The sequence below is a fragment of the Brevibacillus sp. HB2.2 genome (assembly GCF_013284275.1).
Lineage (GTDB): Bacteria > Bacillota > Bacilli > Brevibacillales > Brevibacillaceae > Brevibacillus > Brevibacillus brevis_D.
In genome coordinates this window covers 121,724-141,440 of record NZ_JABSUV010000003.1, presented here as the reverse complement: position 1 = coordinate 141,440, position 19,717 = coordinate 121,724, and the positions used below count along the sequence as shown (strand labels likewise).

Genomic DNA, 19,717 nt, shown 5'->3' with positions numbered 1-19,717 from the left:
AGATCCCTGGACTCGGTCCTTTCTTTAGATGAACTACGCCTTCTTATTTCTGCGATACATGATCGAAATACCGATCAAGATCGAAACGATACCTGCAACGATAGGGAGTGGGTTCGCTTGCTCTCCCGTTTGAGGCAATACTTTACCGGTTGATGGAGATTCGTTGCTGGTTTCCAGGACGTTGGAGTTATTAGCAGCTCCAGAATCGTTCGGTTTGGTCGTATTTCCTGTTTGATTCGACTCTCCTGAAGTGTTGTTGTTTGCATCAGGAGTGCCAGGTTGATCCGAGTTACCAGGTTGGTCTGGGTTTTCGGATTGGTCTGGGTTACCAGGCTGGTCTGGGTTACCAGGTTGGTCTGGTTTGCCAGGTTGGTCTGGTTTGCCAGGTTGGTCTGGTTTGTCTGGTTTGTCTGGTTTATCCGGTTTGTCTGGTCTATCCGGCTTCTCTGGCTTCTCTGGTTTTTCCGGTTCGGGCTCTGGTTTTGGTTCTGGTTCAGGCTCTGGCTTCGGCTCTGGCTTTTCGGGCTCCGGTTCAGGTTTTGGCTCGGGTTCTGGTTCAGGCTTCGGCTCTGGCTTTTCGGGCTCCGGTTCAGGTTTTGGCTCAGGAGTTCCGCCACCACCGCCTCCACCACCGGAGGTCGCGTCATTTTCGACAGTGACCAACACATGGTCGCCAGCTACTTGGTTTCTTTTAATCTCGAATTCGATTGGCTTGCTGCTTTTTACATAACCAGCAGGTGCTTTCGTCTCGATAAACTCATATTTGCCCGGATTCAGTCCTTCGACAATCAGCTCTCCGTTGCCATCTGTTGTCAGCTTGGTAAACTCCTGACCGTTCATATCTTTGGCTACCTGACCATTTTCATCTCGGAGCGTAAATTCAGCTCCTTTGAGCTTATGATTTGGGTATCCCGTTCTTACTTTGGTCAGTTTCACAGACCCTGGGTTCAATCTGTTGGTCAACGTAAGAGAGGCAATGCCTTCCTCTGTCACTTCGAATTTCAGTGGTTCAGCAAGCTCATAATCAGCAAGGGCTTTTGTTTCCACGAGCTGGTAGAATCCTGCTTTCAGGTTTTCGAGGAGAAGGATACCGTTCTTATCCGTTGTGAGTCCACTTTGCAGTACTTTCCCGTCAGCATCTTGAAGCTCAAAGGTTACGCCAGGAAGTGGCTCTTTGGTGTAGTGGTCCACTTTCAACAATTGAACGGACCCGATATTTTTGGCGTTCTTTTTCGTAAGGGTTACAATTTCTGTCTGGTTGGAAGCGATTTTGAATGAAATCGGAGTCGCATCCAGCTTGTATCCCTTCGGAGCTTTCGTTTCGACTAGCTGATAGTTTCCTTCTGCCAGATCACCTTTGGAGACTTTTCCGTCAGGGCCGGTTGTCAGCTCAGCGATCGTTTCGAATGCTCCGCCTTTTTCAACCTTCAGATTGAAGACAGCGCCTTCCAGTGCTTTTCCAGCATTCTCCGCGTCAACTTTGGTTAACTCAAATCCTTGACGGAGCAGCTTGTTGTCGATGGTCATTTCGATTGTAACTGGAATAGCAGGGTCAGCACCTGCAGGAGCTTTTAACGTAATGTCTTTTCCGTTTCTGTACTCGTCTGCGATGACGTAGCCAACAGGAGCGGATAATTCTTTTAACTTGTACGCTTTAAATTTGTAGCCTTTGAAGGTAGCAATGCCATTTTCATCGGTCACGACTGTTTCTAGCAAGGTTTTCCCTGCCTTGTCGTACAGACCAAACGTGGCTCCTGACAATGCTTTTTTCGTATCTGCGTCTGTTTTAATGATTTTCAAGTCGCCTTTACCAGGCGTGCCGGCTCCGCCACCAGCTCCGGACAAGCTGACTTTGACACCTTCTTGCCCGTCTTTCCCTTTACCTACAACTGTTTTCCCTGCAAAAGAGGCTTCGTTTTTGATGACCTCTCCATGATCAGCATTGATAAAGGAGCGGTACTCCAGGATGTAGGCAGTGTGCAGGTCGTTTTTGAAAGTCAGTTTAAAGCTGTTGCCGACTACTTCTAATGTGTAGTCCTCAGAGGTCACTTCTTTTCCGATAGTCAGGGTACCGGATTCAGAGACGGTTGTCGTAAAGAGCTTGAAGGAGTCTTTCATCAGAATTTGATTGCTGGACAGCGTATCGGTCAATGCAGCACCTGCCGAAATGTACGACTGGCTCGGATTGATTTTTACTGTCCATGTTGCATACTCTGAATCTGCTCCTGTACCTTGTGCGCCTGTTTTGAGGACGTACTGCCCACCGTATGTCGGTCTGACGGTCGTCTTGCCTTTATAGAGTGGAGTGCCAGTTATGTCACTATCATGCATAGTGGCATTGTTTTCGTACACTTCTCCGACAGGCAGATCAGCCAAACTGGTTGTGTACGTAATGCGATAGGCCGAGTCGATCTCGCCAAGATGCAGCTCAAAACCGTTGGTTAATGGGTCGAATTTGATAGGAACAACTGGTCCTTCGACCACTTTCACACCGTCTGCTCCACCTGTAAGCAGCAACTTATGCACGCGTAACGAGTCCTTCACAAAAGTTTGTTCTCCGGTATAAAAATCCCGAATGATCGCGTTGTTAATCTTGTGAAGGTTATAGTTCACATCGATTGTCCACGTGATTTCTTTTGTGCGGGCGTCGTATTTACCTGTTTTGTTGCCGTTATTGCTGGTGTAGCTGTCTGGTTTAACAGTAGCGGATTTCGTGATAGGGTCTTGTGCTTTCCCATTTTCCTTCCAGTTCAGTTCAGCCTTGTTTTTGTACGCGGATGGACGATCCTTGGAAGTAGGATCGAACTTCGTCAGGTACGTAATCACAAGGGCTTTTGTAACTGGTTTGTGGAAGGTGATCTTGAATCCATCCTCGTACTTTGGATTCGGAGAGATGCTGTAGTCTTTGTCAGGACCTTCTTCCAAATCCTTTGTCCAATCGTTGATTTTTACTTTGTCAGGAAGAAGAGTCAGCCCTTGACCCGCATAACTGTCGGTAATGACGACTTCATCCATGACCTGATTGTCCTCGTTTAGACTCAGCGTCCATTCGATCGTTTTATTCAGGTAATCAACTTTTTCTTTTTTGGCGTTTTTCCAGAAGATTGCTTGCGTGATCTCTCTGGATGCATCTTTTTTGGTTCCGTCGTAGATCTCTACTTCATTTTTCACGAGGTAGCTGTCTTGGTGGACCCGATTTTTAGCTTTGGTTTGGTAGGTGATTTCGTAAGCAGCCGATACGTCATGATCAAACTCCAAGCGGAAGCCGGTAGCCGACTCGGTTACGTTGTACCCTGTGATGGCAGCCCCGTCTTTTGTTCCGTTTCCGTTGTCGTCGATGGTCATTTTATGAACGGTAAAAGAATTATTCACGAGCTCTTGATGACTGGTATCAAAGCGATCCTCGAGCCATGCATCACCTTGCTTGATCAGTTTTTCATTGTAGTTGTACTGAATAGCCCAGGTGATCGTCTGTTTGGTGTAATCATAGTCAATCGCTTTTTTGTTCAGAGGCTGGCTGAATCGGACAGGGACATTTGCGGAATCGATTAAATCCTTTGGAAGGTTCGTTCCTGTGACAGTGGCTTTATTCGTGTAGGTTGTATCTGTCGTACCGGTGACGTTGGTCTTGTACGTGACGCGATAAGCACCATCGATGTCGCCAAAGTTCATTTTGAACCCATTTCCTTCTGTCAATTTCTCAGGAGTGAAGGTAGTTACCTCAGCCTCTGGTTTAACAGAGCCATTCAACTGAACGTCTAATGGGAAGACCTTAATCGAGCTCATGTCGATATCCAGACCGCTTGGAAGCTCATCCGTAAAGACAGCGCCTTTAATCGGATTTTCACCTAAGTTAAAATCGACGGTCCAGTCGAGATAGCTAGGATTCATTCCCTTGTTTGCTTTTCCGTTCTTGTCGATTTCATTGTTGTTTTTGCCTTTGAAATGGACAGAAATCGGGGCGATGCCATCGAATTTGAAATCGATTTCCTGTCTCGTGCCGCCCTCAAACTTTTTCTCATCGAATTCCCGCCACACAAAGAATGTTCCGTCATTGATCTCAGCGCCATCATTGATGGCATCACTGAAAGTGAAGGTGACGGTGCCGTCCGTTGTCACTTCATAGGTGCCGTAGCCTCCGTTCAGATCTCCGGTCAAAACGCGATCGGTTCGAAACTTATCTGGGAGGGGGAAGGTAAAGGTGGCACCTTCTGAGTAAGGGTGCTTGGAAGGGATTTTCCAAGTGAAATCAACTTGAACACGGGAGCCCTGATCAGGGCGGATGTCTTCGATGTTGTTTCCGTCTTTGTCCTTCATGACTACGCTGGTGATGATGTTGTCTTTGATGATGTTGTCTTCAGGGTCTGGAACTGGTACCGGAACCTCTGGTAGAGGAACTGGTGGTTCAACAGGTGGCGTAGTCGGAGTTCCTGTACCCGGATCGGTAGGAGTCCCTGTGCCCGGATCGGTAGGAGTCCCTGTACCCGGATCGGTAGGGTTACCTGTACCCGGATCGGTAGGGTTACCTGTACCCGGATCGGTAGGGTTACCTGTGCCCGGATCAGTAGGGGTACCTGTACCCGGATCGGTAGGAGTCCCTGTGCCCGGATCAGTAGGGTTGCCCGTTCCCGGATCGGTAGGAGTCCCTGTGCCCGGATCAGTAGGGTTACCCGTTCCCGGCTCCCCACTATTCTCTACGACAACCTCACCTTGTGTTTGGGCATACGTGGTTGTCGTGAAACCGAAAAAGTTTTGGATGATGAGCAAAAGTGCCACCACAACGATCCAAGATTTCCTTTGCATATGCTCCTCCTGTACTAAATAAAACTAGCTCATTCCGTCTTTCAGTAGGACGTGTTAGGGCTGAGATGAAGTCGTTTGTTTCCATTCAGCTTGAACGATCAGTCTGTCCTTCGGATCCTTTGCTCCAACAGGGGTGCATGTGACTAAGGTGATCAATGGCTTCTTTTGATCCTCTAGAACTTCTACTTGTGTACGATCTACGATAAAGGCTTTCACGACAACGAATTGGTAGGTTGCCGTTTTCGTCTTGATCTCAATCTCATCGTTAGGTGCTAGTTCGTCCAAGCGATTGAATTGCTTACCGTGAGTAATCCCGCGATGACCTGCCAGTCCAACATTGTTCACGCCGAATTCCTTGTCTGGCTCGATCAGGCCAACACCTTTACTCAAGGCATGCTTGTCCGCGCCTTCAAAAATCATCATTTCCAGATCAATTTTGGGAATCCGAATCACGCCTCTGGCACCTTCCAACATAGCGAGCGGCTCTTGTATCTGAGGAGCTGGTGGGTCCTCAGATGTAGCTGTTTCTATTTGCTCGCTGACGTTGCTCAGTTGTTCGAACGCTTCGATGAGCTGTTCCTGCTTTTGTGCAGATACCGCCGTTTCCCATTGAGGATAGAAAAGGAGGAATAAGCCTGCCAGGATAAACCCGGCACTTAACAGCACTCGCACATTCTTCAACTCCCTTTTCGCACCGTTAACTCAATTCATCTTTCCCCCCTTGTCCCAATTTTTCGTTAACTATGTTCGGCAAGGGCATCCTTCGTTGTACAAGTCTTGCTAGTCGAGAACAACAGATTCACCCGCTGTTCCAATTGTGAAAAAATGCCTAGAGGTATCATAATCTTTCGAACTATACAATTTCTGAACATGAAAAAAGCCAGAGGAGAAAGAATCTCCTTTCTGGCTTTTTTGGTCTTCATTCTATGGTTAATAGGCGACGCTTTTCGAAACAAATCCAACTAAAGCCTTCCCGTTTGCATCAACGGTGGAGCCGTAATACCAATCTCCACGTTCACCGACTACTTGAACAAGTGCATCTTTGATAGCGTAGCCCCTGCCTAGACTTTCTGTGGAAGGGGTCGAGAAGAAGTAGCCTTTCTCTCCTTGGATCTTGACAGTCTTAGGAGTAATCGGTGTATACGAGGTGACCACTGTTTTGGAAATGTAGCCTTGATCCATGGCAATAAATTCCGGCTGTGTACCGGATGCTTTGATTTCAAAGCCATACCAAAGGGTTGCAGCAACGTCAGAATCAAGGGATGGAGCAGAATAAACGGTAGCATTGTCTACAGCTACAATTGTTTTCGAAGGGAGTGTTTTTGGTTGTGTACGGGGGGCCGCTGGTTTTGGAGGGGCCGATTTTTTCACTTGGCTGTTGGAAGAACCACCGCCACCGTTGTGATAGTGATATTCCCCATATTGTAATCCCCATTTTTCACAGTTTGTTCTACAGGTGTGTCCACCATTTGCATCTGTTCTGCCTGGATGCGCCTCAATTATTTGAACAGGGAAAAAAGCAAAGCAAAGAATGAGTGCGAGTACAGAAGTAATCTTTTTCATAGACAACCTCCTAAGGATTCGCTTTCGCCCGCAACAGATTCAACCCCATCCCGATAAAAACAATCCCCGTCAGCTTGTTGAGAATGACAGAGAACTTCTGATTATTACGCAATTTTTGCGTAGCGAAGGAAGCAAACAGGGCGAGGAGACTACACCAGATGCCACCCGTAACGGTAAAAGTAAGGCCGAGAATAAGGAAAGGGAGGGGTCCGGCTTCCGTCGCGCTAACAAATTGCGGGAGGAAGGCGATAAAAAACAGGGCGACCTTTGGATTCGTGACACTCGTCAGGATCGCTTGCAGATAGACCTTTTCACCCTTTAGCTTCTTGGAATCGGCTGCGTCAAAAGCTGGTGATTCCTTCGTCATGAGCATGCGAATGCCCAAATAAACGAGATAGGCGACTCCCAATATTTTGACGATGTTAAAAAGCACGATGGATTGCGCCAAAAGGAGCGACAAGCCGAAAGCAGCCAAGAGCGTGTGAATGAGTGAGCCTGTCAAAATGCCGAGAACCGAAAGAATACCTGCCTGTTTTCCTTGCGAAATGCTGCGGGTGATGATGTACATTGTGTCTGAGCCGGGTATCAGGTTCAGCATGATTGCGGTCATCAGAAATGCTTCATAATGAACGATTCCAAACATCTCTTCTCACTCCTCATCTGTCTATAAAACAACAATAAATTATAGAATAATCAGACACCTGGCGCAATGCGAAAAATGAGGAAAAGCTCCTGACGCAGATCAAGGGTGTGTGCCATGATCGCGAGAGGAGCCCCTTATTCAAGCGGACTGATTACGGCGTTGATTCGGTAGCGCGTATCCAGCCTTCTTTTCCGTCAAACACAATCTGGTACCAGCCATTCAGATCTGCGATGACTTGGAAGGAACCATCTGCTGCTACCTGACCGATCTTCTCATATTCTTCACCCGGACCTGCAAAAACATCGGTTTTTTGAGTGGCAGGGGAAGGTTGATCCGTCGCTTCTGTTGAGCTGTCAGCAGGGGAAGGAGCTTCTCCTGACCCAGTTCCCTCGGTCGTTTCTTCGGAGCTCTCCTCCAAGTCAGCCAGCTTTTCGATGTAAGCCAAGCCATTGTCCTCGAGCTTGAACAAAGCGATTTCGTTTTCCCCTTTCCCCACCGCATTTTTTAGGATCACATGCTCGGAGTCTTCTACGCTGAATTCATCTGCCTCGACCGAAAAGCGCTTCTCGAGTGACTCTTTTGTCAAATTCGGAGAGAGTGCCGCGTAGGCGTTAGCACGCTCCTTGCCGGAAGCACTTACGATAATCACAGGCTTTTCTTTACTTCCGAGCTTATCGTCGATCTTAGCCTTTGCCGTTTTTAAGTCGACATCCAGTGACTGATCCAGATAGAGGACCGAGTCATTCGGCATTTTCGCTGCGAAGTAAAGACGATGATCTGCCTCAGAGAGTCCAAATGCGTAAAGCTTTGCTCCCCAGCGATCTGTGCCGGAGAGTGTGTCGGTGAAGGTCCTGTCCGGATATCTCAATTGCAATAAACGTGCTGGATCGTATTCCAACCAGAGTTTATTCAGATCGGACAGAAGTGTAGCCGTATCCTGGAGCGGATTCAACTGTTCGTATAATTCACGCGCTTTGGTGAACTCAAACGACTTGATGTATTGTTCTGCCTGCTTGAGCTTGCCTTCCAGATAGCGGGTGATCGAATCGAGAACAGGTGAATCACTGGAAAGTACATCCTCGATTTTGCGATAGGCGGCTGCTATGTCAACGAAGGCACTCAAATCCTTTGAACGAATGACTTCCTTGATTTCAGCTAGTGCATACTTTTCCAACTGACCCACTAACCAATCTGTCTCGATACCCAGCTTTTCGTAATGGCGTATGCTTGTAGCCGTTTTGGTGATGACTTCTTCAAAAGGAGCAGAAGCGATTAATTTCCGCAGCTTCGTCTTTTCATAGTTTTGGAACAAGGCCGTGAGTTCAGCCTGCTTCTTCTTTTTGCCGCCGTAGTATTCATCTGGAACGGCAAGGAGTGTTTCGATGAAAGATTCGTCCTGGTAGTTTTCCTTTTCGAGATTCGATTGTGCCTGAGCCTTCGCTGTTTGCAAGGCATTCAAGTAATAATCGGAAAAGCTCTTATCCATACCCAAGCGAGCGGACAATTGCTGGAAAAACATTGCTGGTACGTCCTTTTGATTCTGGTAATTCTTTTTGACAGCTTGATATTGTTCATAGACCGCACCGATTTCTGCGACCTTCTTTTCCAAAATGGCCGCCCGCGATTGCTGTTGAAGCCCATCCAGCTCAGTACGGATCGAAGCCAGTTGGAGCATGATAGAGTTCCATTCGTCATCCCCGTAGGACAGGACGGCCATATCATGCGCACGAGAAAAGGTTTCCTCGGCTTGCAGCAGGTTCTTTTGTTCATAAAACGCCTTTGCTTGTTTATACAACGTAATCTGCTTGTACCCGAATCCGAGCTTGAACAGAACAGCGATCAAACCCAAGGCAAAGAGTCCGAGAAAAATATTACGGACCCACAGGGACCTATGATAGGGAGAGGTAGGCAACATAAAAGGCTCCTCCTTCACAGTAAGCCTTTGAAATCCGGGTCAAACGCGTAATGCGTATCCACCCTGTTTTTGGTAGAATGATATAGTTGTTCCCAGCCTTCATCCTTATGGGTTTGTACCATTTTTGCCAATCGCAGAAGGCGCTCGCGAGGCAAAAAATCGATGAATTCGATAATCAGATCCTGATACTCGTCCACATAAGACTTCATGCGGAGCGCCGCACCTGCCACTTGACCGATGAGCTGATCCCCATTTTCCAGCAACAATATTTGATTTTTATAACGTCTAACATAGGTAAGCACGGATTTTTTGACGAGTGAAGGCTGGACCTTGATGACCTCGCGCACATATTCCATGAAGTCCTTGTCGTACATAGACGGGATGAGCGTTTCGAGCTCTAGCTCCATGTCTTTGCGCAGGACGTAATGATTGAGGAACATGATTTTGCGTATCTTGATCGTATCGGAATCGACGAAATGCCCGATCTCTCTCGTTTTTTCATAAGCTTCCTTGAGATGTCCTTCTTTGACGTCGTTGCCCACTTCCTCCAAATGACGGAGGAGTGACTTCTTGAGCGTCTCCATTTCCCGTGTTAAAAAGTGTTGGAATTGTACGTCTCTTTCATAAGTACCGTATTTTTTCTGTATCACGAAAAACAAGACGAACAACACACAGCCAGTACCACCTGCGAGAGCCAATTGCAAAAGGGTATCCGCAGAAAGGAGAGCTAGACAGACGAACAAGCCCAAGAGCAAAAAGCGCGTCTGCACATAGCGGCGTGTCACCGTATGGGATACCTGGCGGATCGGTGTGTAGGCTCTCCCGCAACTCTCGCAATGCGTTTCCCACAGGACATGGTACGTATGGCATCGCGTGCACGCTTGGATTCTTTCATACGTATGAGTGGTTTTACGGGTTTTGCGAAAGTGGACGCCGATTCGTTTTCTCATGGTGAATCCCTCTTCTCATTCAGTAAGGCATGAAGATGCTGATCGATTTCGGCGTTGGAGAGATTGCGCCGTTTCAGTCGTAGCAGCTTGAGAAATCGGACCGCTAGCAGCAAAAAAGCCGCAAACAAAAGAAAGTAAGTTAACATAAAATTTCTCCTAACGAAGTTGTCGAAATCTGTAACAAAGAATCATGTCGTATCGTATTACGAGTAAGGGGCAATCATTCTAGTACTTTTTTATCATCTGTCTTCTACTTCTTGAAATAGTGTCATAGTCTTACTTTCTTTGCAACACTTCACAAATTCTTTGTAACGAACAAGAAAAGGAGCTCTTATGCAAATAATACGATTCCGAATGTTATATCGATACGTAGCATGTCTTGCCCTGCTCTTGGTCAGTGTCCTCTCTGGTACACACCCAGGTTTTGCGCAAACGAGCGGAAACAATATGGACGCTGTCCTGGTCGTGGACGTCAGCAACTCCATGACCCAGAGCGATAAGAACAAAGTCAGCAACGAAGCAATGAAAATGTTCGTCGACATGACGTCGATCCAAGCGAACAAGGTTGGTGTTGTCGCCTATACCGACAAGATCGAGCGGGAAAAAGCACTGCTTGAGATTAATTCCGAAGAAGACAAGAACGATATCAAAGCCTTCATCGACAGCTTGCAAAAAGGAGCCTACACCGATATCGCTGTTGGGGTAACGGAAGCAGTAAAAATCCTTGATGCGGGACGCAATCCAAACAATGCGCCGATCATCGTGCTGCTGGCAGACGGAAACAACTATTTGAACAAAGCATCAAGCCGTACCCAAGCAAAGTCTGATCAAGAGCTGCAGCAAGCAGTGAAAGAGGCCAAAGACAAAGGCTATCCGGTCTACACGATTGGCTTGAACGCAGACGGTCAGCTTAACCGCACGACATTACAGCAGATTGCTGCGGAGACAAATGGTAAATTTTTTGAAACGAGTACAGCGGACAAGCTCCCGCAAATCTTGAGCGAAATCTTTGCGAATCACCTGAAGCTGAAGGTTGTCCCGGTTAAAAGCTTCGTCGCAAACGGCCAAGCTCAGGAGATTCCGATCCCCATCCCGAATGGCAGCGTCATGGAAGCCAACATCTCGATCATGTCGCAAAAAGCAGTGGAAGTGAAGCTGTATGACCCAGCAGGCAAGGAAGTACAAATCCCTTCCAACCAGGTCAGACTGTCGAAGTCCAATGCGTACACGATGATCAAGCTGGTCAAGCCACAGCAGGGCGACTGGAAGCTACTGATAAAAGGTGTCCCGAAAGAAAAAATCGATATTAACCTCATCTTCAACTACGATCTGCAATTGGAGATGGAGCCAGTCACAGCGAAGAGCTTCAAGGCTGGCGATGTCGTACCGATCAAGGCTGCTCTTGTTTCAAACGGACAAAAGGTAGCGAGTCCTGATCTGTACAAGCAAATGAAGGCGACACTGATCGTCAATGACAAGACGGACAATAAGACAAACGAGGTCATCCTGAACAATACGGGCAGCGGGTTCGAAGGCAGCTTCACAATCCCGGCAGACCATACCTACGAAATAAAAGTCAAGGCAGAAGACACCAGCTTTTACCGGGAGACAAAGCCGCTCCTTGTAGATGCTGCGAAAACGGCAGGCTCTGGAACGAGCAAGCCGAGCACAACCACTGATCCTGCGGCAGAATCGAAACCATTTCCATGGCTGACCGTAGTAGGAGGTATCTTGGTTCTCCTCCTGTTGATCGGTGCTGGATTGTACGCACTGTCGATCTATCGCAAGGCGAACAAGGGCTTCGCGGGCCAAATCGCCATCGAGATCGTGGATGAGGATACAGGCGAAAAGTCCAATCCGCAGTACAAGAAACTGAACGCGTTCAAAGGAAAAGTAAAGCTGCACCAGCTCATGCAGCTCGCCCCTGAGTTTGCGGAGACAGAGAAGGTCATCTTTTTACCAGGGAAAAACGATACGCTGATCATCGAAAACCGTTCGAGCTGCCGAATCGAAAAGGCAGGACGTGTCCTCGATGCAAGCAAAGGCAAAGAGCTGAAGAAAAACGATCGCATCAAAATTTCGTTAACGAATGTGAACAAGTCCTTATATGTAGATTACATCGTCTAGGAGTGAGTCGAATATGAAAGCAGTTGTGAGAGAACACATTCAACAATTGGACGTATCCCTCGGCGGGGGAATCGTCAGTGACAAGATTCGTGTAGATACCATTGATAACCCGATGCTCGTCATCGGTCTAGGCGGTACAGGAATTGATGCGCTTTTGCGCCTGAAATACCAAGTGAACAGACGCTTCAAGCTGCCGGTAGATCAGCTTTCCAAGAAGCGCAAGGAAAAGCCGGACAATATTGAATTCATCGCGTTTGAAACGAATGAGCATGACCGCAACAAAAAGTACAAAGGCATCGGACTCGACCCAGTGACGGAGTTCGTACTCCTGTCCAATCCTGAGATCGGCGGTGTGTTGCAGAATCGCAGCATTCTGGAGCCGTACATCACGGACTGGCTCTCACCAGAGCTGACAATTACAGACGGAATCAGCGGCGCATCCGGTGTACGCCAGGCAGGGCGACTTCTCCTCTTTACGAAAATTACGCAAGTCGTCCAAACCATTGAGAAAAAGGTCAAGATGCTGTGTGAGGGCACGAACAAAAAGCTGACTGTATTCCTCTTGAGTGGTTTGTCTGGGGGAACGGGGAGTGGTTGCTTCCTCGACATCGCCTATATCGTTCGCGGCATTTTGGAGCGCGACTTCGGAAGTGCGGGAGTAGACAAGGTGAATACGCTGGGCTACCTGTTCACGCCTGACGTCAACCTGTCGAATAAGAGTCTCAGCTCGCACACACGTGACTACATCATGAAAAATGGTTATGCGGCTTTAAAAGAGCTGGACTACTGGATGAATGCGGACGAGCGAAGCGAGCGTTTCCGCCAGCAATACGGCAACGTGCTCACCGTACAATCGCCGATGCCGCCATTCAACCTGTGCCATTTGATTTCTGCGACCAATCTGGAAGGCAAAGCATTGGAAAACGCGTACGATTACTGCATGAACGTGACCGCGGAAAACATTACGAACTTCATGGCGAGCGAAGAAAAGCGCTCGGGTGAAGAGTTTGCAATCCACGACTATATCAGCAACATCCGTACGAACATCAATCAGATGCCAAAAGCGTACGCAGCCAACTATCAGTACAACGTCATCGGTGCTTCCTCTGCTGTCTTGCCGATCGAAGAGATGACAACGTACCTAGCATATCGCTTGTTTAAAAAGATGGAAAAAATGTTCACGGTAGCACCAACGCAAGAAGATACAGAGAAATTCGCCCGCAAGCTCGGAATCGACATCGACTCGATTTCCCGCAAGTTCGAGGAGCGCGTTCCTGAACCGTTGCCAGGCTATGAAAACAGCGAGCGTTTGAACTACAGCAACGTTATTACCCAACAAGTCGTGAGCATCGACCACGAGCTGGAACAAGGCTATCTTGCCAAAGCGCGCGAAGCGTACATCAAGTCCAAAAAGCAGATGCCAGGCGACATGATCTCTGTTTTTGGCGAAATGATCACGCGTGTATTCCTGCACCCGCAGCAAGGACCATTCTATGCGTCCCGTTTGATTCATTCGGACAAAGGCTACTGCCTGATGAAAATGATCCTTTCCTACATCGAGAGCCTCAAGGCGAATTTGGAGAGCTTCCCGCCTGAGATCGAGGGTGCGCGCGAAAATGCGAACGAAAAACTGGGTGATGCCCGCAGTGCTTTCATCTCCAAGGAGAAGAAGAAAAACAGCTATATCGAAGCGAAGATCAACGAATACCAGCTCCTGGCTGATCAGGAAAAGCTGGAACAAATGATCGAATTCTACGAAGAGCTGCACCGTTTGTTGAATGCAGAAAACAACCGCATTTATAACGTATTTACTGAGATTTTGAACGCACTCAATCAGATTTTCGAGCAAAACGGCGACATCCTGATCAACGGTGGAGAAGAGAGCGACCGCACTGGCAACAAAACGTACTACTGGAACATTGTCAGTGTGCCGGATATCTCCAAGGTCGTCAGCAACATCCTGGAGCAAAAAGATGCAGATGACATGATCCGCGATTTCACCAGCGAGCTGCTGCGACACTCCGATCAGTGGGTCAAAGAGCAGGAGCTGGATATCGTCAGCTCGATTTCCGAATTCCTCTCGGAGAAGTTCGGTGAGGTAATCACCAAGTCGATGGAAGAATTCCTCGTGATCAAATACGGCCAGGACGAGACACTCGACCGCATCGTAGAGCGCAAGATTGCGAGCAAGCTGGATGAAGAAGCGATTCCGGTCTTCCATCTGAGCAACAATCTCGGCAATATGCATTTCCCTTCCTGGGGCTTTGTATCCGTGCCACTGAAAGCACCATCGATCTTGAAGGGGATTAAAAACTATCAAAATACAGCGATTAGTGGATCGCGCTTCACCGTCAAAGAAAGCGAAGTCAAAAACCGCATCTTCTGGCTGAATACGAAAAACGGTGTTCCACTGTTCGCTTACACACCGTTGAAGGTCTACGAGGAAAGCTACGAACGTACAATTCTGGACAGAGAGGGTATTGGACGCCACCTCGTTCAAACGGAAAAGAACAACTGGGCGTACCTCCCATCCCCTATTCCGGAAAAATCGTGGGGAGATACGTACCAAAACGGGCGGATCAAAGCGTATAACGCCAAAGTACGCGAACTGTTTGACCGTGCTGTGCGCTACGGAGCCATCCGCGAAAAAGGCAGTGACAGCCAGACCAGCAACCGTTATGAATCCATCGTGACGAAGCCGTTCTCGCTTGCCGCCTTCCTGGCGAAGCACCAAGCGCAAGGAGACGCGACCAAGCTGAGCCCTGGCGAGATCAAGCGTGCATTGGTTGAGCTCAAAGGCTTCATGAAAGAGGGTCTGGAGCAAGAATTTACGCGTGACGTGTTCGGCAGTATCAATGAAGAGATGGCAAAAGAAAACCTGATTCGCTATCCGGAGCAGATTCGTCTGATCGAACAAGAAGTGCGCAAATACGAAGAAATCGAGGCCAAAATCCAGGAGCTGGAGCAGATCGTGGGTGCCATCAAGGACGAAGAAGAGCTGGTGACCCGATTCATCGAAGCCCTTTACACAGGCACCATCTGCAAGCGCGGTGCGCTGTACGTCTACGACAAGGATGAGGAAGAAGATGCGTGGGAGCCATTCATCAACCTGATGAAGGTCAACAAGCACTTCGAATTCGCTATCTATGAAAAATTCCGCGCATTGGATCACAAGAGCATGGCAACCATCCAGCGCAAGGCTGCAAAACGCAGTGACGCGATGACTTCCGCAGAGGATACGCAGCAGTTGCTGGCAAAACTCGAAGAAATCGCAACTGCTTTCCAAGAAGCGAAAAACGATCTGGAATACGATCGCGACGAATACGTAAACGGTGAAGAGCTGTTCCAGTTCTACAAAAAGGTTTGGTCAAAAGTAAACGATATGCGCAAGACGCTGCAATAAACAATGAGGATCGTTTGATAACCGAGGAGGAAGCATGAGGGATTTGATCGGAGAGTTCGCGACCCAATACGTTACGGAATTGGAAAGACAACTGGATAGCGGAAACGGACAGCGAAGCATTCAAAACCCCGTGCTCTTCCTTTTTCTCGGGGATAAGAGCGTAGAGGCACTGCAAGCTGTTCGTGCCCACAACGAACGCAGTTGGCAAAATGGTCACGGTGTTCTTTATGTCCATGCGTATCAGGACAAAACGTGGGAGCATCCGCAAGTAATTGGCTGCCGCTTGCCACAGGCAGATGACGACAAGAAAAAGATGCGTACCTCGATCCACGAGCGTTTTTTACTCGATGAAGCTGTCACCATGGAACTGAACAAGGTAATGAAGCTGGCAAGCGTACGTGTAGCGGAAATGGGCAAGTTGTTCACTGCTTTTCAGCAAGTCAATATTGCCGTCGTGGCAAGGGCGGATGACCCTGCCACGATCCTTTTGCCAGAGCTGACGCTGCTACTCAAGAGCTACCTCAATGAGCTGTTTAAAAACGTATCAGTCGACCTGTACGTCTTGCTCCAAGAAAAGAACAACGGGGAAGCATTCGGGTTCTCCACAGCCCTCTCGGTCAGCTTTTTGGAAGAGGTCAATCGTTATCAGCGGAGCGACTACAGCTATCGAGCGAATCTTTTGGTAACAGAGGATCTCGTGAAGCTACCTGTGGAGCATGTGAACGCGCCGTTGTTTTCGCTGGCGTACCTATTGAGTGACAAGACAGAGCATGGCTTGTTTATCGAAGGCGGCATGCAGGAAAATTACGAGCTGATCAGCAAGCTGGTGCTCTTGAACAACAAAAAGGTAGAGCCGGAGTTCCATGAAAGCAATGACGGTTATAACAAGCTGCAATTTATGCGCAGCATCTCGGTTGAACACGGGCAGACCAAGTTCGCGTCTGCTGGCCTTTCCAAAGTAAAGCGACCGACTCATGCGATTGCACTGACGGTGCTGTCCGCAGTATTTGACCGCTATTGGGAGCGACTCCAGGACGGCGAGGTTTTGCCGAAAACAAAAGCGAGAGAGAAGCTCGGATTGACTGCGCATGATTTGCAGCGAAAATTGGCTGGCATTCTTCCTGAGGATCACATCTTGGATGAAATGACTGGGCTCATGACCTCTGGCATCAGCTACAGCGAGCTTTGCAATATGAATATGCGCGAAGCAGAGCTGGCTTTGTTTGACGGCAGCAGCCAAGCCTTTTTTGAGGCGAATGTCGTTTCTGGGGCGCGTAAACGTCTGGAGCACATGCTGTCTCAGGAGTCCTTGGCTGATTTGATTCAGAAAAATGTCATCGAGGATGAACGGCTTGGGCTGTATGCGGCTTACTATCTCACAGCCGAACACGCCAATGGAGCAAACCTGCTGGATGAGCTGCGCACAGGCATTCGCGAGACATCTCGACAAATTGAACAGATGAAAGCCGAGCTGGTCGATCTCTACCAAGAGCGGGTGGATCGGCAGGACATTCGCGTAGGAGGGTTTTTCACACGGGATAAGGAGCGTGTGCGGACCTTCATTCGCCATTTGCTGGACGCTGTTTATGGCAAAAAGCTGGAGCTGCTGGATTGGGAGATGATGCTCTCTATCCTTGTGAGCTATGAGAAACAGGCAGAGCAGATTCACCGGCAGTTAGGTGAGCAAGTCGAGCAGTTGGAAGCCTTGCATAAGCAACTGCGGGAAATCGCCCAGACGAGCGTTCGGGAAGCGACTGATTACTTGGGCAAAAACGTGGACGAATATTACGAATCGGTCGTCCATGAAACGATTCGGTCATTGGAAGCTTCACGCGGCAGTGATTTTTACATGGAACAACGGTATATTGGCAGCGGCGCTCTGCTCAGCGGGAATCGACTCGCCGGACTCGTGGAGAGGCTGTGTCAGTTTTGCCGGAACGAGATTCTCACTCGTGCGCCATTTGCTTTATCTTTTGAGGCGGAGCTGCTGGCTCGTGCCAACGTCGGGGCTGCTTATGATAACCGAACCGTGCTGACGAAGGAGGATTTATTCCTCGATCTGGCATTGGTGCTGGAAGAGCGGGCAGCGGTTCACATCGAAGTGTTCCATTTCTTGCAAAAGCATCGCTATGAGGAGAAGTACTTGTTTGCCGATATTCACAACGACTTCGTCCAGTATGCGCTGCACAAGGATGAGAACACACGAACATACAAGCTGGGCTGCATCCACGAGGAACAAAAAAGCGGGATAGAAAAAATGAACCTGATGGGTGGATTCGGCATGGAAGAGTTGATGTTTTACCGCAATAACAAGAAATACCATGCTTCCTATGAGGATAGCGGGTTTGTCTTTCGCCGCGTGGGAGGAGATGAGTCGTCATGAATCAGAGAAGGGTAAGCTTACTCATGCTGGTGTGTAGTCTGGTAGGTGGCGTGATCGGATTTTTAGTCGGGGAAGTCATGCTCGGCAAGCTGTCCGGAGAAATACCGCAATGGTTGTTAATGGGACTTTATTTTGGTCAATATGCTTTTTTCGTAGGATTGATGTGCCTCATTGCGGAAATGATCTCGCCACGACTGAATGGAATCGGCTGGAAGCAGCGCTATCTGGGCTTTTCCTGGAAAATGCTCGTGCCCAGCACATTTTTGATGGTGGGCGTAGCGGCGCTCTTGCTTCAGCTGCTGTACGGGTCATCGTTTCAACAGGCCAGTGGTGCCAACAATATTGTCATGGTTCTGGATACGTCAGGCAGCATGCAGTCGTCTGACCCGGATAACCAATTGTTCAAAGCAGCAGCCGACATGGTGCAGCGCATGGATAGTGATATGAAAATAGCAGTGGTCACGTTTCACGATCAAACGAACGTGCTGCAACCCCTCACCGAGCTGAGTAGCCAGTCCGTGAAGGATGAGGTTGTGAAGAAGCTACTCCAATTTCCGCGCACGGATGGAGGCACCCGGATCGACTTGGCACTGCAAGCGGGGCTGGACCAGCTCCAAGCCAATCAAATGGCGAACAGTACCGTAGTGCTGATGTCAGATGGCTATAGTGATCTGGATGTCCCTGCCGCCCTTGCGCCCTACAAGCAAAACCACGTGATTGTCCATACGGTAGGCATGAGCCAAATCGATGCAGACGGAACGGCGCTGCTTCAAAAGATTGCTGCTGAGACTGGCGGTAGCTACTTCAATGTTGAACACGCTGACCAAATGACAGGAATCTTTGGTCAGATTTACGATATGAGCCGAACAGACCGCAATATTGTTTCCGAGCGGACTGGAGCGACAGAAGATAGCATGTTTTACGCCATTACCCGTGTAGTCAGTGTTCTGATCCTCGGTGCTTTGCTCGGCTTGGGGCTGGGTCTGATTTTTGACAATCGCCATCTGGCCAAAAGCTTCACGATTGGCGGGGCGGTATCAGGACTGTTAGCTGGACTCGTTTTGGAAATGGGTCTGTCGTCGATCGACTTGTTCGATATGGTGGTACGTTTGCTGGCGTGCTCCTTGCTCGCGGTCATCCTGACGTTGTTCACTCTCTTTGTGCCAGCTTCTACGAGTGGCGGATCGTCTTTTGCAAAGCGCAGACTGAACAACAGACAAAACCCTCGCGCGTTGGACGCCGGGAACCAAAGCAGCAAGCGGTTTGAGTAAAGGGAGCATGATGAAACATGATTAATCGGGAGGAAACAACAGAAATCTTCATCAAGGACGTCACCTGCCAGCATCAAGGGAGCGAATACGTGCTCAATTGGCATTGGGCGCAGGATATTCCGTGCGTGTACGTGCACAAGTCGCAGTTTGGCGCCCCTTTTGACATAAGCGAGCTGGATGATCGTCAGTTCAAGCTGTATACCCGAGAGGAATACAAAGTCCACAAAGGGCTACGGGAAAAAACAGACGGCATCGGCAGGTACACATACCGCATCTTTCCTTGCCGATTGGAAAATGGCAAGCCACTACTGCTCATGCCAGACGGGGATGCCCATGTGATCCACGTCAGCACAGGAAAGGCCAAAATCTACTACTCGTTCAAACGGGGCGGAAGCTGGTTCAGTAAGTATCAATCGTTGCAGATTCGCATTTTTTCAGAGATTCCGATCGAGCGGGACGTACTCTGCTACGTAAAAAAAGAAGGCTCTCCTCCCGCCCACAAGGATGACGGTACCCGATACAATTTCATTCGTGATCTCGAGCCCGGTGTCAATCTGATGCCGGAGATCGAGGTCAGGAAAAAAGACGTCGTCCGCCTGTTTTTTACGGACGGGAAAAAATACGGAGAAATGTACGAACTGATTCCTGAATAGGAGGGG

Annotated in this window: 12 protein-coding genes; 5 read left to right on the top strand and 7 right to left on the bottom strand. The window is 48.7% G+C overall.

Translation table 11 applies throughout. From position 1 onward, the window contains the following. Positions 1-33: 33 nt before the first annotated feature. The 7 genes from HP401_RS03190 to HP401_RS03160 all read right to left on the bottom strand — a co-directional run bounded on the left by HP401_RS03190 (position 34) and on the right by HP401_RS03160 (position 10,020). Positions 34-4,803, bottom strand: a complete 4,770-nt coding sequence (locus tag HP401_RS03190) for a collagen binding domain-containing protein (RefSeq protein WP_173604034.1) — start codon at positions 4,801-4,803, stop codon at positions 34-36. A 54-nt stretch (positions 4,804-4,857) separates the two neighbouring features. Further along, positions 4,858-5,475: a class D sortase gene (locus HP401_RS03185; protein ID WP_087348422.1), complete on the bottom strand. Its 618-nt coding sequence runs from the start codon at positions 5,473-5,475 to the stop codon at positions 4,858-4,860. A gap of 258 nt (positions 5,476-5,733) precedes the next feature. Further along, entirely contained in the window at positions 5,734-6,366 is a 633-nt protein-coding gene (locus tag HP401_RS03180; protein WP_173604033.1) for a YHYH domain-containing protein, read from the bottom strand. 10 nt (positions 6,367-6,376) lie between these two features. Further along, positions 6,377-7,009: a LysE family translocator gene (locus HP401_RS03175; protein WP_015893881.1), complete on the bottom strand. Its 633-nt coding sequence runs from the start codon at positions 7,007-7,009 to the stop codon at positions 6,377-6,379. A gap of 151 nt (positions 7,010-7,160) precedes the next feature. Next, positions 7,161-8,924, bottom strand: a complete 1,764-nt coding sequence (locus HP401_RS03170; RefSeq protein WP_173604032.1) for an SH3 domain-containing protein — start codon at positions 8,922-8,924, stop codon at positions 7,161-7,163. Positions 8,925-8,938: 14 nt separating this feature from the next. Continuing rightward, on the bottom strand, positions 8,939-9,874 hold the full coding sequence (locus HP401_RS03165) for a hypothetical protein (protein WP_173604031.1): 936 nt from the start codon (positions 9,872-9,874) through the stop codon (positions 8,939-8,941). Further along, entirely contained in the window at positions 9,871-10,020 is a 150-nt protein-coding gene (locus HP401_RS03160; RefSeq protein ID WP_007724683.1) for a hypothetical protein, read from the bottom strand. The genes HP401_RS03165 and HP401_RS03160 overlap by 4 nt, the downstream gene beginning before the upstream one ends. A 187-nt stretch (positions 10,021-10,207) precedes the next feature. On the opposite strand from HP401_RS03160, the gene HP401_RS03155 reads away from it, so the two are divergent. From HP401_RS03155 to HP401_RS03135, 5 genes are read left to right on the top strand one after another with little or no spacing between them, the layout of a single operon-like run. Next, on the top strand, positions 10,208-12,001 hold the full coding sequence (locus HP401_RS03155) for a vWA domain-containing protein (protein ID WP_173604030.1): 1,794 nt from the start codon (positions 10,208-10,210) through the stop codon (positions 11,999-12,001). Between the two features lie 13 nt (positions 12,002-12,014). Further along, entirely contained in the window at positions 12,015-15,404 is a 3,390-nt protein-coding gene (locus HP401_RS03150) for a tubulin-like doman-containing protein (RefSeq protein ID WP_173604029.1), read from the top strand. A 34-nt stretch (positions 15,405-15,438) separates the two neighbouring features. Continuing rightward, positions 15,439-17,787: a hypothetical protein gene (locus HP401_RS03145; RefSeq protein WP_173604028.1), complete on the top strand. Its 2,349-nt coding sequence runs from the start codon at positions 15,439-15,441 to the stop codon at positions 17,785-17,787. After that, positions 17,784-19,058, top strand: coding sequence for a vWA domain-containing protein (locus tag HP401_RS03140; protein ID WP_173604027.1), 1,275 nt, complete (start codon positions 17,784-17,786; stop codon positions 19,056-19,058). The genes HP401_RS03145 and HP401_RS03140 overlap by 4 nt, the downstream gene beginning before the upstream one ends. 17 nt (positions 19,059-19,075) lie before the next feature. Then, the gene (locus HP401_RS03135) at positions 19,076-19,711 is read left to right on the top strand and encodes a beta-mannanase (RefSeq protein ID WP_173604026.1); all 636 of its coding nucleotides are present in this window, start codon (positions 19,076-19,078) and stop codon (positions 19,709-19,711) included. The last annotated feature ends 6 nt before the right edge of the window (positions 19,712-19,717 follow it).